This is a genomic window from Achromobacter sp. EG18 (assembly GCF_059759395.1).
Window position 1 is genome coordinate 1829593 of the sequence record NZ_CM186213.1, and the last position, 14939, is coordinate 1844531.

Below are 14939 nucleotides of genomic sequence, written 5' to 3' on the forward strand. Positions count from 1 at the left end.
GTTCCCCTTCAGCGAATGGCCGACACCGAGCCCAGGCTCAGGTCATTGACGATGGATCCACTGGAGGTGCGAACGCTGAGCATGGGGCTGCCCGACGCCAGGCTAAGCGCCGTCACCACGCCGGTGATGCTGCCCGTGGCCGACTGCACATCGACCGTCTTGCCTATCAGGCCCACCGATTGCAGCGTGGATTGCAGTCCCACCAGTTGGTCGAGCTTGGCGTACGTCTGACGGCTTTGCTCCAGGGACGAAAACTGCGCGATCTGGCCGATGAAATCCTGGTTCTCCATCGGCTTGAGCGGATTCTGGTTGGTCAGTTGCGCCAGCAACACCTTGAGCAGGTCCTGCATGCCCAGTTGGGTCGAGGCGGATGCCGCCGCGGTCGAATCGATTGCCATGATGCTTACTCCGACGATTGGGGTGAGGACAATTGCGAACCGTCCACCATCGGACGGCCGTTGAGATAAAGCGACGCGATGTCTCGCCGACCAGACCCCAGGCTCGCGGCAATCGCGGCGGCCAGGTGACGAGCCTCGCGGCTGTTCAGCGATACATCCCGAATCCAGACGGACACGCCCTGCTCGCCGCTTTCCGCGTGGATGGACTGTTTGCGCGCGCGGGCGCTGCGCAAGACTTCACCCTGCCCGGCCGCCGCGGCGGGAAAGGCGACAGGTCCCCGCGGATCGACCGGCGCGGTGGCAGGCGGCGCAACAGCCGTCCAAGGCACCGGCAACCCCGCTTCCGCCGGAGCCGCGTTCATCGGCGGGCGTGGAGCCACCGTCGGCGACACATCCGTCCCCGGAATGCGGGGTGTCTCCAGCGTGCCGTTCCGTGGACCCGCGAACGGCACGGCTGTCTGGATGGCCGGACCGGCCAAGGGCGCCGCGGACGATGCGGGCAAGCCCGACCCGGGCTGCTCCCTTCCGTGGCCGGCCGCGAGGGTCCGGTCACGCAGCCACGCGCGGGCCTGGGCCTGTTCCACCGCCTGGCGCCACCCCCCCGAGCCACCGCCTGGGCGGACTGCGCCGGCTGCGGCGACGGACGCACCGGCGCCGCTCGGCATCAACGCGTCAAATGCGGTCATGCCTGCCTCCCTGCAACGGCCAGGCCTCATCTGCCTGACGCTGGTCGCTACGCGCGGATTGCAGCTGAAACTCACGGGTGGCATCCCGCTTGTGCCGGTCCAGCGTGTCGTTACGCCGATGCGCGCGCAACACATGGTCGCGGCATGCCTGAACGGCTTTGATGAGGGCCGCCTCGTGAGCGTCGGCGGCATCCAACCGCGCCTGCATCACGCTCATGGCCGCACGCACCACCTCATGGCGCGCCGGATCGAAACCGCCGGCCACGGCCGATGCCGCAACCCAATCCGTGTGATGACGCGCCATGGCCAGGCGCAGCCCATGCAGGAGGTCCTGGTGAGCATCCAGTTGCCGCTGCGCTTGCGCCAGCGCCAGACGAGCCTGATCCAATCGGTGCATGTACAGGGATTCCAACGCAGCGAGCGAATACCTGAAGCGAGTCTGGGTCGTCATGGCGCCTCCCGCTGCCCGTCGGCAAGGATCGCCGCGAGCGCTTCGAACGCCCCCTGGCGAGTGTCTGGCGCGTCGGTATCCTGGCGCAACCAGCCATCCAGCGCGGGAGCCAGTGCAAGCGCCTCGTCCAGGGTGGGATTGGAGCCGGGCTGATAGGCACCGATATCGACCATCTGGCGGTTGCGCTCGAGCAGCGCCAGGCAGGCGGCCGCTTCGGCCATCAGCGCCCGTTCCGTCTTGCTCGCCAACTCACCCGCAAGTCGGCTGACGCTGCGCAACACGTCGATGGCCGGATAGTGCCCCCGGTGGGCCAGATCGCGCGTGAGCACGATGTGGCCGTCCAGCGTTGCTCGCAGGCTATCCGCAATCGGCTCATTGAAGTCGTCGCCCTCCACCAACACCGTGAAAATGGCGCTGATCGATCCGCCGCCTTCCAGTCGACCGCAACGCTCGCAAAGTTCGGGGATGTCGGCGAACACCGACGGCGTGTATCCCCGAGCGGTCGGCGGTTCGCCCGCGGCCAGGCCGATCTCGCGCCGCGCCATGGCGTAGCGCGTCACCGAGTCCATCGTCAGGAACACGTTCTGCCCCCGGTCGCGGAAGTATTCAGCCACCGCCATGGCCGTATAAGTGGCGCGCGCGCGCATCAAGGCCGGTTCATCCGAAGTCGCCACCACCACCACCGAGCGCGCCAGCGCATCCGGCCCCAGCTGGCGCTCGATGAAATCCCGTACCTCGCGGCCGCGCTCGCCAATCAGGGCGATCACGTTGACGTCGGCCTGCACGCCTCGGGCCAGCATGCCCAGCAGCGTGCTTTTGCCAACCCCGCTGCCGGCGAAGATGCCCATGCGCTGCCCTTGTCCCAACGGCAACATGGCGTCGATGACCCGCACTCCCGTTTCCAACGGCGCATCGATCGGCTTGCGATGCAGCGGGTTGACAGGCGCCGCCTTCAACGGCGCCAGCGTCTCGGATGCCAACGGCGCCCCCCCATCCAGCGGTTCGCAGAACGCGTTCACCACTCGCCCGAGCAAGGCCGGGCCCACCGGGACGCCGGCGAGACTGCCCGCCACCGTGACCCGGCAGCCCGCCGCCACGCCGTCCAGGCGCCCATAAGGCATCAGCACGACGCCGTCGGGACGCACGCCGACGACCTCGGCCAGGATATCCGCGATCCCGCCCTGAGGCGTGATCCGGCACAATTCGCCCAGGCTGGCATCGGGCCCGGCGCACGTGACCACCAGGCCGGCGACATGCCGCACAGATCCGTCGCGCGCAAACAGCGTCGCGCCCTCAATCGCCTTCAAGTAGGGCGCCAAGACCGCCGCGCTCATGGCTGCGCTCCCCGCGCGCGATAGGCATGCGACAGGGCATCCGCCAACGCCCCGACCTGCTTGTGCAGGCGCGCATCCAGATTGCCTGTCGCCGTCTGCAGCACGCACCCGCCCTGGACCGCCGGATCCGCCACCCATTGCACCTCGGCCGCCTGGGGCGCGAGGGCGGCCGGATCGATGCCCGTCTCCTTCAGCAGTTCGATATCGGCCGGTGCCATTCGGACCCGTACCTGGGCAGGGTCGCGCAACTGCGCGCCGGCCTGCCGCACCAATGCCGCGACGCGCGTCGCATCGGGTGCTTCTCCCAATATGCGCGCCAGGGCCGCCAAGGCCAGCTCCAGCGCGGCGTCCTCGGTCGCCTGACGCTCCCGTGCCAGCGCCTGAACCAGCGCATCCACCACTTCCTGGAAGCGGGTCTGCTGGACCGTCAATTGTTCGGCCACCTGCGTCTGCGCCTGGCGCAACCCCTCTTCCCGGCCGGCGCGCAAGCCCTCTTCACGGGCAGCCTTGCGCAGTTGATCCGATTCGGCCTGCATCATGCGTTGGGCCAACGCCAGGCTACGCTGTTCGATTTCCGCCTCGGTCAACACCGGGACCAAGTGCGTCGCCGCGGCCGATGGCGCGGCGGACGGCGCGTTTGCGGCCGCGGCGTCGGAAGCCGGCCGCGCGGCGGCCGCAGGGGCAGCCATCGACGGACGCGGCGTCAATGCCGGCCGTTGCCCCAACAGGCGCGAAGATCGCGCGACCGGCATCTGCCGCAGGATGGCGGCGGTCTTCATGCCGATCTCCCTTCGCGCCGCAGGAATTGCCACCGCGCCGGCCGCGACCGGCCTGCTGTCGACGGGCGCGTGCCCAGCCTCTGCTCCAGTTCATCCATGACGGCCTGTTCGAGCGCCTCGGCAGGCGCCAGTTGCATCGCCAGCGCTTCGATCCGCCTGGCGCGGACAGGGCCACACAATTCCAGCAATTCCGCCTTCCAGGGCCACTCGTGACGCCGGACCACGCGACAGACCAATGCGTCCGGCTCGCTGCGCAACAAGCTCCAGACATCCGGCGCACTGGCGCGCAATAGCCTGGCGCCTATCGAATGCGGCGTCGGATTGCGCGCCAATAGCTCGCTTTCACGCACCAACTGGCGCACCAGCTCTGGATCAGCAGGGATTCCGGTGCCGCGCAGCTCTTCCACCAGCGCTGTCAACTGGCGGCGCGGGCCATCCGGCAGGCGCGCCAGCAGCCAGGCCCGATCGGAGCCGGCAACGGCATGCAGAGCCAGGGCACAAAGACGCAGCCCCTCCATTACGGCTTCTCCACGTCGGCTGGCGCCCTGCCCGGTTCGAGCCAGCCACGCAGCTGATGCAGCAGCGCCTCGCGCTGTTCGGCCGACAACCTGGGCGCCTGGGTCCGTCGCCGGCTCAACAACAGCAGCAGGATCAGCCCCAGGCCGCCTGCCGCCAGCAGCAGCGCAATCGCCAGGCGCGGCGTCCATTCGAAATCCGTGCGCAACGACGGCGGCTCGGCCGCCTTGGCCACGGTCATGCCCGCTTCCTGAACCACCACCGCACTGCGCGCGGCCATCTGTTCGGTGCTATAGACAATGACCGTGTCGCCGCGCTCGGCCTGTGCGCCGGCGGCGTTGCCCACCAGCGTCTTCAGGCGCTCCAGCGCCACGCCATCCATGGGCCCGCGCACCACGGCGGTCACGCCCATCTTCATGATGACACCGGGTGTCGACACGATCTCTTCCACCTTGCGGCCGGCCTGATAGTCGGTTTCGTTGTCCGTGCCACCACCGGCACGGCGGCCATTATTGACGCCGGAGCCTGGCTCGCCGTCTCGGCTCGACCGCCGTTCGCGCACCACCACGCCGGTGGGCTGCCCCTTACCGGGAGCTGAATAGGGCAGTACGTCTTCGGTGGTTATCCGGATGCGGTCCATGTTCAACAGCACGTCCACCGTCGCCACCACCGCACCGCTGCCAAAGGTCTGGTCCAGCATGCCGGTCACCTTGCGGGACAGGTATTCCTCCGTGGATCGCTTCAGCGCCAGACGCGCGTCGACGGACGCGGCGCCGTCCGCTTCGCCCGCCCCGGCCGTCAGCGCCACGCCGTTCTGGTTGACGATCGTGACGTTGCGCGATTCGATATCCGGAATCGACGCCGACACCAGCCGCTGAATGCCCAGCACCTGTTCGGGCGACAGGCTGCGGCCGTCCCGCAATGCCACCGCGATGGATGCCGTGGGCACGCCCGCGCCACGGTGGAACAGCCCCTGCTCCGGCATCGCGATCAACACCCGCGCCGATTCCACATTGGCCAGCGACAGGATCGTGCGTGTGATTTCGCCTTGCAGCGCGCGCTGATAATTGATGCGCTGGGCGAACTCCGTCATGCCGAAATCGGCATTGTTGAAGAGCTCGAACCCCACCGCCCCATGCAGCGGGAGGTCCTGCCCCAGCAGGCGGATACGGGTCTTGTGGACCACCTCCTGGGGCACAAGAATGGCGGTGCCATCCGCTTCCAGCCGATAAGGAATCTTCTGCTTGTCCAGCTCGCTCAGCATCGCCGAAGCGTCTTGCGGCTTCATGCCGGAAAACAGCACCTGGTAATTGGCGCGAGTCAGCATCCACCCCGCGGCCGTCACCGCCACCACGATGACCACGGCACCCGCGATCAGGGTGTTGCGGTTGCGCCGGTCCAGACGCGTCCAAAACTCCGATAAAGACATTTCAGGTCAACCCCGGTTCAAATCTGCATGCGCATGACTTCCTGATATGCGTCCAACAGACGGTTGCGCACTTGCAGGAACAACTGGAAGCTGGCCTTGGCCTCTTCCATATGGATCATGACTTGGTGCAGGTTCTGTACATCGCCCACGGCCAGCCGTTGGGCGTCGGTCTCGGTTTGCAGCAATGCGCGGTTCACGCCTGACAGGCCGGCGTGAACCAAGGCGTCGAACTGCGCCGCCACGGGCTGCACCGCGCTGGACGCCTGAGCCTGGACCGCGGCGGATTGCAGCGCATCGATCGCGGCGACGCTCATTGGCGTCCTCCGATCTCCAGCGCCTTCATCGCCATGGACTTGGCGGCATTGAAGGCCGCGACATCGGCCTCGTAGGCGCGGCTGGCCACCATCAGGGCCATCATCTCGGTCAGCGTATCCACGCCCGGATAGGACACATAGCCGTCCTTGTCCGCCTGGGGATGCCCGGGCTCGTAGACGCGCCGGGCTGGCGCCCGGTACGGCGCCACGCTCAGGGCCTGGTCCACAGATAAGCCTTGTTCGACCATGGCGCCGAAACCACGGACGGCAGCCGTCGCGCGCGCCGACGACATCACCCGCAGCGGTTGAAATCCCGCGCCCTTGGCCGACAGCGGTGTATTGGCGTTGGCCAGATTCAGGGCGGCCACGTCCGCCCGCAGTTTCTCGGCGCTCATGCCGGCGGCACTAATGGCGAATGCGCTCTGGTAATCCATGCTCAACGCCTCCCGTCGGTCAGGGCCGACTCGACCAGGGCGTACTGGCCGTTCAGCGTCTTGACCAGCGCCTGGTAGTGCAAGGCGTTGCGCGCCAGGCCCGCGACTTCCTGGTCGATGGCCACGCCATTGGCGCCGTAGGGAACGTTCTGTGTCCGGCTCTCGACCGCCAGGCGCGGCGCGACCAGGTCCTGCCGGGCAATTCTTCCGTTGCGCTCCAGCGCGGCGGCGGCCGAAGGCATCAGCTCTTCGAACTTCACCCGCGTCGGCGAATAGCCCGCGGTATTGATGTTGGCGATATTGGCCGCGCCGGCCTGCTGGCGCAGGCTGGCGGCATCCAGGGCAGCGCCCAGGGCGGCGAGCGTAACGGGATCAATCATGGCGTGATAGGCTCATTGGGTTTACTGGATGATGAGATCCGCATGCAGCGCGCCGGCCGTCTTGATAGCGCGCAGGATGGAAATGATGTCGCGCGTACTGGTCCGGATCTTGGTCAGCGCCTGGACCAGGTCGGCAACGGTGCTGCCTTCGGACATGACGAAAGCGCTGGCCTCGCCATCGCGCACGTCGATGCTTGAGTTGGAGACAACCTCAGTGCGAATACCGCCGCCGTCGCCCTGGCGTACAAAGATCGGTTGCGATACCTGGTTGTCGGTCACGATGGAAATACGCAGGTCGCCGTGGGAAATGGCCACCTTGGAGAGCCGCACGTTGCCCCCGGATACCACTGTGCCCGTGCGTTCGTCCAGAATCACCTTGGCCCGCTGGTCGGGCGTGATCGACAGCGCTTCGATGCGCGACACGAACGCGACCAGATCGTCACGTTCGAATTCAGGCACCCGGATATCCACGCCCGCGGCGTCGCGCGCCTTGGCCAGCGGCCGTCCCAGGGACCGATTGATCTCGGCCGCCACCCGTCCCGCCGTTGTGTAATCAGGGTTGGCCAGCAGAAAGGTCATCGTGCCGTCGTCCGTCAGCATCTGGGCGTTCACGCCGACTTCCACCATCGCCCCGCCGGGGATGGATCCCGTCGTCGGGTGGTTCTTCTGTACCACGTTGCCGTTCATGTCGTAGCGGTAGCCCCCGACCGACAACGAACCCTGCGCCAGCGCATAGACCTTGCCGTTCGGCGCCTTCAGGGCCGTCACCAGCAGATTGCCGCCCACCAGGCTGCGGGCATCGCCTGCCGACGTCACCACCACGTCGATGGCGTCGCCCGGCCGCGCGAATGGCGGCAACATGGCGCTGACCATCACCACGGCAACGTTACGGCTTTGCACCTGGTCAGGCGCCACGGTCAGGTCGAACTGTGAATACACGTTCGCCATTGCCTGGCGCGTGGTCTTGTTGGAGGGAGAATCTCCCGTGCCGGCCAGGCCGGCCACGATGCCGTAGCCCACCAGCGAATTCTCGCGCCACCCCTTGAGCTTGCCCAGGTCCTTGATGCGCACGACCTCGGTATCGGTCGCGCGCGCCGCCAGCGCGCCCTGCGACGCCGCCAACATCCCTGCCATCATCAGAACCACGATCCACGCGCGCATCAGAAACCCAGCCAATTGAGAAAGCGGTTCCACCAGGCGGGGCGCTGCCGACCCGCGAGCTCGCCTTCGCCCATGTATATGATTTCGGCTTGCGCCAGACGGGTGGACAGCACCACGTTGCCCGGCGAAATGTCCTGCGGCCGCACCCTGCCCTTGACATGGATCTTCTGTTGCTCGTCATTAACGGTCAGCAACTGGTCGCCCTTGACGTACAGATCGCCGTTGGGCGCGATGTCCACCACATTCACGGACATCTGCGCGAGCAACCGGCCTGAGCGCTGCGTCTTGCCGCCTCCCTCGAAATCGCTGTCCACCTCCAGCCCGCCCGCGGTCGTCGGCCGGCGCGATAAGCGGAATTCCGCGTCGATGCTGGATTTTCGGCCCGTCGAGGTGTCCGCCGAACTGGTCGCCGATGATGTCTCGACTACCTGGATGGTCAGCACGTCGCCGATCCGCGCGGCCTTGCGGTCCGTACCCAGGGACCGATACAGCGCGGGGTCGTACAGACTTTCCGCCCGCGCGCCCGCCGTGACCAATGCCAGGACCAGCGCCAGCCCCACGGCTCGCGGGGTCATCGCCCGCGCCAACACAGGGTTGAACTTCATTGCACTACCTCCACCAGCCCGCCGCGTATCACGCGCGCCTGTATCGTGTCCGTGGCATTGGCCGGCAGCACACGCAATGTGCGGTTGATCCAGCCGTCCTGCATCGCCTGCGCCGACGTCTCGATCGTGACCGAGCCGGCGCGCACGCGCAGCGCCACCAGGTCGCCGCGTTCGACATCCGGCAGCGCGTCCAGCTGCGATCGCAACAAGACGGTCCCGGCGGCCACGGCCTGACGGGTACGTACCGCGCCCAGGGGCTCATCCGCGGGCCAGTACGCCGCGGCCAGCGCCGCCACGTCGCGTTGCTCGATGGTCACGTCCGCCATCGACACTGACGCGCCCGCCGGCAACGCGGCATTCACCCGGAGCACTGGCGCCATGGCCCGTACGATCAACGCCACCGGCACCGCCCGGTACAACTGGCCCTTGCGCCACAGTTCGACCCATACCACCAGGCGCGAAGCCAAGGCCTCGTCCGCAGCCACCGGACGAGCCCGAAATTCGAACGGGCCCGCGGAGACGACGTCCGGCAAAGGATTGCCGGCCGCCTGCACCGAAAATTCGTCAAAACGTGCCTGCAGCGCGAGGCGCGCCGCATCCTCGGCCACCTTGAGCACGGCCGCGGCATCCAGCGGGGCCGTCTTGCGCGAGACCCGCACCGTGTTATTGCCGCGCCATCGCACCTGCCCCAGGTCTTGCTCGGCGGTATCGATCCAGCGCTGCAGTTCCTCCCGGCCGATCTCACGCGTTGCGCCGGCGGGCGGCACAACGCCGATAGCCAGGCCTGCCAGCGCCGGCAACCTTTCGGCTGGCGCCTCGATGCGCGCCACGTCGCCCAGCGTCAGCGCCGCCGTCGGTACCCGCACCTGCGCGCGCAGAAACAGCACCGCATCGCTGTCTTGCGGCGCCGCCGCGGCCACGCATGACCACAGAATCAACAGGAAGGTCAGCTTGCGCACGTTGTCGCCTAACGTCGCAGATTGTTGACCAGGCCCAACATGTCATCCGACGCCTGGACCACTTTGGCGTTGGCCTCGTAGGCGCGTTGCGCCACCATCAGATTGACGATTTCCTCGTTCAGTTGCACGTTGGAGGATTCCAGGAAACCCTGCGCGTACAATCCCAGGCCATCTTCGCCAGGCCGCCCCTGCACGGGTTCACCGGAACGCTCCGTGGCCTGGTACAGGCCGTCGCCCAGCGAATTCAGGTCTTCCGGCGCGTTAAAGCGCGCCAGCTCGAGCTTGCCCAATTCATCCGCATCCCGGCCGCCGTTACGCCACGCCGTGACACGGCCATCCGGCGCGATGGTCAGCTTCTCGGTGTCGGCGGGCACCGAAATCGAGGCCTTCAAGGGCAAACCAGCCAGGGTCGACAGCATTCCGTCCTGATCGATCTTCAAGGTGCCGCCGCGGGTATAGGCCACGCTACCGTCCGGCATGCTGACTTCCAGCAACCCTTCCCCACGAATGGCCAGGTCCAGGGGTCTGCCGGTCTGCTTGATCTCGCCGGTCGTAAACGACTTGGCATTGCGGGCGATCGCCACGCCCAGCCCCATATTGGAGGCCGGGTCTGCCCCGAGCACGCCAGCGGGTTGGCCGCCCGCGGCGGCCCGCGTCATCAGGTCTTCGAACACGACATACGATTTCTTGTAGCCAGTGGTGTTCATGTTGGCCAGGTTCTGGGCCACGACGTCAACACCGGTCTGCTGTGCATGCATGCCCGTGGCGCCGATATACAGCGAATCAATCATTCGTGTTCTCCTTAGAATTCGCCCAGTTTCTGGACGGCGCGGCCGGTCATCTCGTCGATGAACTGGGCGCTTTTTTGCAGGCTTTCAAAGTGGCGCATGACGTCGATCATGCCGACCATCTCCCGCGACGGATCCACGTTCGATCCTTCCAGATAGCCTTGCAGCACCGACGAGTCGCCTTCCCGCGCGGGCTGGGCGCGGCCTTGGGGCGCCCCGTAGACGCCACCGCCCAGGCGTGTCAGGCCCTGCGGGTCGGTGAACGAGGCCAGGCTCAGCTTGTCGACGAATCGGCCCTGGTCGTAGACGTTGCCCATCGGATCGACCCGCGGCGCGGTCGAAGTCAAGCGAATCTCGCCGCCCTGCCCCATGACCAGATCGCCGCCCGCCGTCGCCAGGCGGCCCTGGCTATCCACATGCAGTGAACCTTGCCGCCCATATAGCGTCTTGCCATCGCGGGACAGTTCAAGAAAGGCAGACTCGCCCGTGAGCGCCAGGTCCAGGGGACGGCCTGTGTATCGCACCCCGCCGGGCCTCATGTCGGAATACGTTGCCGTCGGCGGCGGCGCGTCGGCCACTTGGCTGCGTCGTTCCAACGCGTCCATCCGAGCCTCGAACGCCACGCCGCTCACCAGTTCACGCTTGTAGGCTGGCGTGCGCGCATTGGCCAGGTTCAAGGCGATCGCCTTCAGGCGGTCCTGATCCACAGCCATGCCTTGCCCGATCAGATTCATTATTTCCATGGTTCACTCCTTCTGGTCCGGTCGCCCCGACGCCGCTCAAGCACGGTTCGCGGCCTCCTGCAACGCGGCAACGGAAACCGCCGAAAACGCTTTCAGGTCGATGCTGCCGGGAATCTCGGCCATGGATAGCACCCGCAGATGCGGCAGCACTCGTTCTGTCAACAGGCGCAGATGGCGCCGCAGGTCCGGCGAGCACAGCAGGACCGGCAACAGATTGGCCTTCATCATGGCTTCCGCCTGCTGCACCAGGCTGCCGATCAGTTGGTCCGCCACGCGCGGCTCGATCGCCAGGCGGCCGCCGTTTTCGGCCGTATGACGCAGGGAATTGCCGATATGCGTTTCGGTCAGCGGGTCCAGCGTGATGACGTGCAATGTGCTGGTTTCACCCGACAACGAACGGCAGATCGCCTGCCCCAGCCGCTGACGCACCTGTTCGGCCAGCGCTCCCGGATCCCGCTGGCTGCGGCCAGCATCCGCCAACACTTCCAGAATCGCCTCCAGGTTGCGGATGCTGACCTTCTCGCGCACCAGGGCCTGCAGCACTTTTTGCACTTCAGTCATGGACAGGATTGCGGGCGTCAACTCTTCCACCAGACCGGGTTGCGCCAAGCGCACGCGCTCGAGCAAGCGATCCGTCTCTGCTCGGGTCAACAGATTGGCGGATTCGCGTCGCAGCACTTCGGTCAGGTGCGTCATCAACACCGTCAGCCCGTCGATCAGCGTATAACGTCCCTGCTGGGCATTGGCCTTTTCGGATTCCTCGATCCACACGGCCGGCAAGCCATAGGTCGGATCACGCGTCTCGATGCCCCGCACCGTCTTGGTCACGCCCGCGGGGTGGATTGCCAGCCAGCGGTCGGCCATCGCCTGCCCCTTGCCGGCCGGCACGCCGTAAACCACGATCTCGTAGTCGTCCGGCCCCAACCGGGTGCTGGCGCGCACCTTGACCGTGGGAATGACCATGCCCATTTCCTGCACGTACTGATTACGGAAGGCGGCGATCCGGTCCGCGAATCCGCTGTGGTCCATTACCGACGGCAGCAAATGCGCGCCAGCCTGGATCTCGACGGCCTCGACCTTCAAGGCATCGTAAGGATCTCCGCCGGCCGCGACGGCAGGCAGCACATCCGGCGCGGAGCTGTCCGCGACCTGCCTCGCCCGCCCGGCTCGATGAGCCATCCAGCCCAACCCCAGCACCGCAATCCCCAACAGGAAAGCCGGCAGCGCCGGAATGCCAGGCAACGCCATCAACGCAAACAGCGCCGCGCACACCAGGAACAACGTCTTTGGAAACAGCGTGATCTGGCGCGCCACTTCCTGACTGAAATTTCCGTCCGACGCCGAACGCGTGACGATGATGCCGGTGGCCACCGCGATCACCAACGCGGGAACCTGTGTCACGATGCCATCGCCGATCGTCAACAGGGTATAGATGCGGATCGCCTCGCTCCAAGGGATGCCCAATTGCATCACCCCGATCACCAGGCCGCCGATGATGTTGATTGCCATGATCAGGATGCCGGCGATGGCATCACCCTTGACGAACTTGGACGCCCCGTCCATGGCGCCGTAGAAGGCCGCCTCCTTTTCCAGCGTCTTGCGGCGTTGCTGCGCCTGCTCCTGGGTGATGAAACCCATGTTCAGATCCGCGTCGATACTCATCTGCTGGCCGGGCATGCTGTCCAGCGTGAAGCGCGCGGCCACCTCGGACACACGCTGCGCGCCATTTGTCACCACCACGAACTGCACCACGATCAGGATCAGGAAAACGATCAGCCCGATCACATAATTGCCACCCACCACGTAGCCGCCGATCGCCGAAATCACGCTGCCGGCGTTCGCTTCCGACAGGATCAGGCGCGTGGCGGCCACATTCAGCGACAGGCGGAACAGCGTGGCAATCAACAGCAGCGACGGGAAGGTTGAGAACTCCACCGGCCGCGTCATGTAGAAAGTCAGCAGCAGGATCAGGAAGGCAAAGCTGAAATTGGCCAGGATCAGGAAATCCAGCGCGGCAGGAGGGATCGGCATGAACAGGACGATCAGTACGCCCATCACCACCAGGACCATCACAATATCCCGGTTGCTCCCCAGCCATTGAGACAGTCGATTCATGCCGCCCCCGCCAGCATGCTGCGCGCATTGCGCCGGGCGATCAGCCAAACCATGATGCGGGCCACGTCCGCATATAGCCCGGCGGGGATCGACTGGCCCAGGTCGCCCTGGAAGTACAGCGCGCGCGCCAGAGCGGGGCTGCGCACCACCGTGACACCGCGACGGGCAGCCTCGGCCCGCATGCGCGCGGCCAGCGTACCGGCGCCTTTGGCCAACATCACCGGCGCGGCCATTTCGCCACGCTTGTATTGCAGCGCCACCGCGATATGGGTGGGATTGACGATCAGCACATCGGCCTGACCCACCTGGCGCACGGACGCCGCTTTTTGCAGCATCTCGATGCGCAAGCCGCGCAGGCGCGAGCGCACGCGGGGATCTCCTTCCCGATTCTTGACTTCGTCTTTCACGTCGCGCTTGCTCATGCGCATCTTGCGCCTGAACTCGAAGCGCGTGTAGCCCAGATCCAGCAATGCCAGCAGCAAGGCGGCGAACGCCAGTTTCAACGCCATTGACGTCAGCATTTCCAGCAATTGCCTCAACGCCACGAAAGGCGTGCGCTCGCCCAGCAGGTAGAACAGCGCCCGCAGATCTTTAAGCACCAGGTACAGCACCCACGCCAACACGGCCACCTTGAGCACGCTCTTGACGGCGTCATACACCGTGCGCAACGAGAACAGCCGCTTCAGGCCGCTGGCGGGATTGATGCGGTTCAGGTCCGGCTTGAGCGGGAACGCACTCCAGACAGGCCCCGTCTGCGCGATGTTGGCGATGAGCGCCGCTCCCGCCACCGTCAGCGCAAAAGGGGCGATGACGTGCAACGCATCGGCTCCGACACGGCCGATCAACGACACCACGGAAGCCGTGGACACGTGCATGCCCAAGCCATGGATGAGGGCTGCGCGCGCCAGCGCGGCCAGCGCCTGCACGGCCTCCCAACCCCACGCATACATCGTGGCGGCCGCGGCCAACATGGCGATGGCACCAGTCAGGTCCGGGCTGCGCGCCACCGATCCGCGATCGCGGGCCTGCTGCAGCTTGAAGGGCGTGGCGGCTTCGCTCTTGTCGAATTCCTGCATCAGCGCACCGCTCCGTTCCAGACATCCGACGTCAGGCCGAAGACACGCGACAGGCCTGACGGCATGAAACGTGCCCAGGTCGCCAACGCCGCGAGGCCCACCAGGATTTTGATTGGTAGCGCGATCACAAAGACATTCATCTGCGGCAAGCCTCGCGCCAGAATGCCCAGCCCCAGCTCAACCAATAGCAACAGGGCCGCGACAGGAGCGATCAGCATGAACCCCAGCCCGTAGACATTGCCCCAGGCCGCGATCAATACGCGCACATTCACATCAGGCGGCGAGAATCCGCCCACCGGAACAACCGTCAATGTGTAGGCCAGCCCGCGAAGCACCGCATGATGGCCATCGAGCAGAAAGAACACGATGACGCCGGTGTACAGGAACACCGACGTTATGATCGGCACCTGCGCGCGGCTGACCGGGTCAAACACCTGACCAATGCCAAATCCGATCTGGATGTCCAGCACGCGCCCGGCAAAGGCAATCGCGGAGAAGGCGCAGAAGATGCCGCAGGCCAGCAGCAATCCGAACGAGAATTCCAGCGCGGCGGCCTGAACGAAGCCGCCCAGGTCGGTCGACACCGGCGGTCCGGTCCTCGGCAGGGCTGCCGCCAGCGTCATGGACAGCATGGCCACCAGCAGCACACGGGCAGTCGCCGGAACCGGAAATTGCGTAAAGACAGGCGTGAACGCCAGCATCGTCGCGATACGGATCGACACGAGGGCGGCTGTCGCCAGGACAGGAATATCAATGGCTAGCATGACGCCC

The 14939-nt window shown here is 66.1% G+C and carries 18 protein-coding genes; all 18 read right to left on the reverse strand.

The genetic code is table 11. The features are described from left to right. Window positions 1–8: 8 nt before the first annotated feature. Genes AC6CR5_RS08360 through AC6CR5_RS08445 form a run of 18 tightly spaced genes read right to left on the reverse strand, consistent with a single transcriptional unit; the run spans window position 9 to window position 14932 of the window. Window positions 9–398, reverse strand: coding sequence for a flagellar hook assembly protein FlgD (locus tag AC6CR5_RS08360; protein WP_025136186.1), 390 nt, complete (start codon window positions 396–398; stop codon window positions 9–11). 5 nt (window positions 399–403) lie between these two features. Then, window positions 404–1084 carry a hypothetical protein gene (locus AC6CR5_RS08365; RefSeq protein ID WP_498085496.1) on the reverse strand — a complete coding sequence of 227 codons (681 nt, stop codon included), beginning with the start codon at window positions 1082–1084 and terminating at the stop codon, window positions 404–406. Beyond that, window positions 1071–1535 (reverse strand): flagellar FliJ family protein, encoded by a 465-nt coding sequence (locus tag AC6CR5_RS08370; protein ID WP_498085497.1) that lies wholly within the window; start codon window positions 1533–1535, stop codon window positions 1071–1073. The genes AC6CR5_RS08365 and AC6CR5_RS08370 overlap by 14 nt, the downstream gene beginning before the upstream one ends. Beyond that, a complete protein-coding gene (locus AC6CR5_RS08375) occupies window positions 1532–2869 on the reverse strand; it encodes a FliI/YscN family ATPase (RefSeq protein ID WP_269877206.1) in 1338 nt (445 codons plus the stop codon). Before AC6CR5_RS08375 ends, AC6CR5_RS08370 begins: the two co-directional genes overlap by 4 nt. Beyond that, window positions 2866–3648, reverse strand: coding sequence for a FliH/SctL family protein (locus AC6CR5_RS08380; RefSeq protein WP_498085498.1), 783 nt, complete (start codon window positions 3646–3648; stop codon window positions 2866–2868). The genes AC6CR5_RS08375 and AC6CR5_RS08380 overlap by 4 nt, the downstream gene beginning before the upstream one ends. Continuing rightward, a complete protein-coding gene (locus tag AC6CR5_RS08385) occupies window positions 3645–4166 on the reverse strand; it encodes a hypothetical protein (protein ID WP_498085499.1) in 522 nt (173 codons plus the stop codon). Before AC6CR5_RS08385 ends, AC6CR5_RS08380 begins: the two co-directional genes overlap by 4 nt. Beyond that, on the reverse strand, window positions 4166–5593 hold the full coding sequence (gene fliF, locus AC6CR5_RS08390; protein ID WP_498085500.1) for a flagellar basal-body MS-ring/collar protein FliF: 1428 nt from the start codon (window positions 5591–5593) through the stop codon (window positions 4166–4168). Before fliF ends, AC6CR5_RS08385 begins: the two co-directional genes overlap by 1 nt. 17 nt (window positions 5594–5610) lie before the next feature. Further along, window positions 5611–5907 carry a flagellar hook-basal body complex protein FliE gene (gene fliE, locus AC6CR5_RS08395; RefSeq protein WP_498085501.1) on the reverse strand — a complete coding sequence of 99 codons (297 nt, stop codon included), beginning with the start codon at window positions 5905–5907 and terminating at the stop codon, window positions 5611–5613. Then, window positions 5904–6341 (reverse strand): flagellar basal body rod protein FlgC, encoded by a 438-nt coding sequence (flgC, locus tag AC6CR5_RS08400; protein WP_026382953.1) that lies wholly within the window; start codon window positions 6339–6341, stop codon window positions 5904–5906. Before flgC ends, fliE begins: the two co-directional genes overlap by 4 nt. Window positions 6342–6343: 2 nt before the next feature. Further along, window positions 6344–6721, reverse strand: a complete 378-nt coding sequence (gene flgB, locus AC6CR5_RS08405; RefSeq protein WP_498085502.1) for a flagellar basal body rod protein FlgB — start codon at window positions 6719–6721, stop codon at window positions 6344–6346. A gap of 21 nt (window positions 6722–6742) precedes the next feature. Beyond that, a complete protein-coding gene (locus tag AC6CR5_RS08410) occupies window positions 6743–7858 on the reverse strand; it encodes a flagellar basal body P-ring protein FlgI (RefSeq protein ID WP_240683414.1) in 1116 nt (371 codons plus the stop codon). A gap of 23 nt (window positions 7859–7881) precedes the next feature. Beyond that, window positions 7882–8487, reverse strand: a complete 606-nt coding sequence (locus tag AC6CR5_RS08415; RefSeq protein ID WP_498085503.1) for a flagellar basal body L-ring protein FlgH — start codon at window positions 8485–8487, stop codon at window positions 7882–7884. Beyond that, complete coding sequence (gene flgA / locus AC6CR5_RS08420; protein ID WP_026382957.1) at window positions 8484–9446, reverse strand: flagellar basal body P-ring formation chaperone FlgA; 963 nt, start codon at window positions 9444–9446, stop codon at window positions 8484–8486. The genes AC6CR5_RS08415 and flgA overlap by 4 nt, the downstream gene beginning before the upstream one ends. Before the next feature lie 8 nt (window positions 9447–9454). Continuing rightward, entirely contained in the window at window positions 9455–10237 is a 783-nt protein-coding gene (flgG, locus tag AC6CR5_RS08425; protein WP_026382958.1) for a flagellar basal-body rod protein FlgG, read from the reverse strand. A gap of 11 nt (window positions 10238–10248) precedes the next feature. Further along, window positions 10249–10977 carry a flagellar hook-basal body protein gene (locus AC6CR5_RS08430; RefSeq protein ID WP_498085504.1) on the reverse strand — a complete coding sequence of 243 codons (729 nt, stop codon included), beginning with the start codon at window positions 10975–10977 and terminating at the stop codon, window positions 10249–10251. 36 nt (window positions 10978–11013) lie between these two features. Then, the gene (locus AC6CR5_RS08435) at window positions 11014–13140 is read right to left on the reverse strand and encodes a flagellar biosynthesis protein FlhA (RefSeq protein WP_498085505.1); all 2127 of its coding nucleotides are present in this window, start codon (window positions 13138–13140) and stop codon (window positions 11014–11016) included. Then, complete coding sequence (locus tag AC6CR5_RS08440; RefSeq protein WP_498085506.1) at window positions 13089–14168, reverse strand: EscU/YscU/HrcU family type III secretion system export apparatus switch protein; 1080 nt, start codon at window positions 14166–14168, stop codon at window positions 13089–13091. Before AC6CR5_RS08440 ends, AC6CR5_RS08435 begins: the two co-directional genes overlap by 52 nt. Continuing rightward, the gene (locus AC6CR5_RS08445) at window positions 14168–14932 is read right to left on the reverse strand and encodes a flagellar biosynthetic protein FliR (protein ID WP_498085507.1); all 765 of its coding nucleotides are present in this window, start codon (window positions 14930–14932) and stop codon (window positions 14168–14170) included. Before AC6CR5_RS08445 ends, AC6CR5_RS08440 begins: the two co-directional genes overlap by 1 nt. Window positions 14933–14939: the final 7 nt, after the last annotated feature.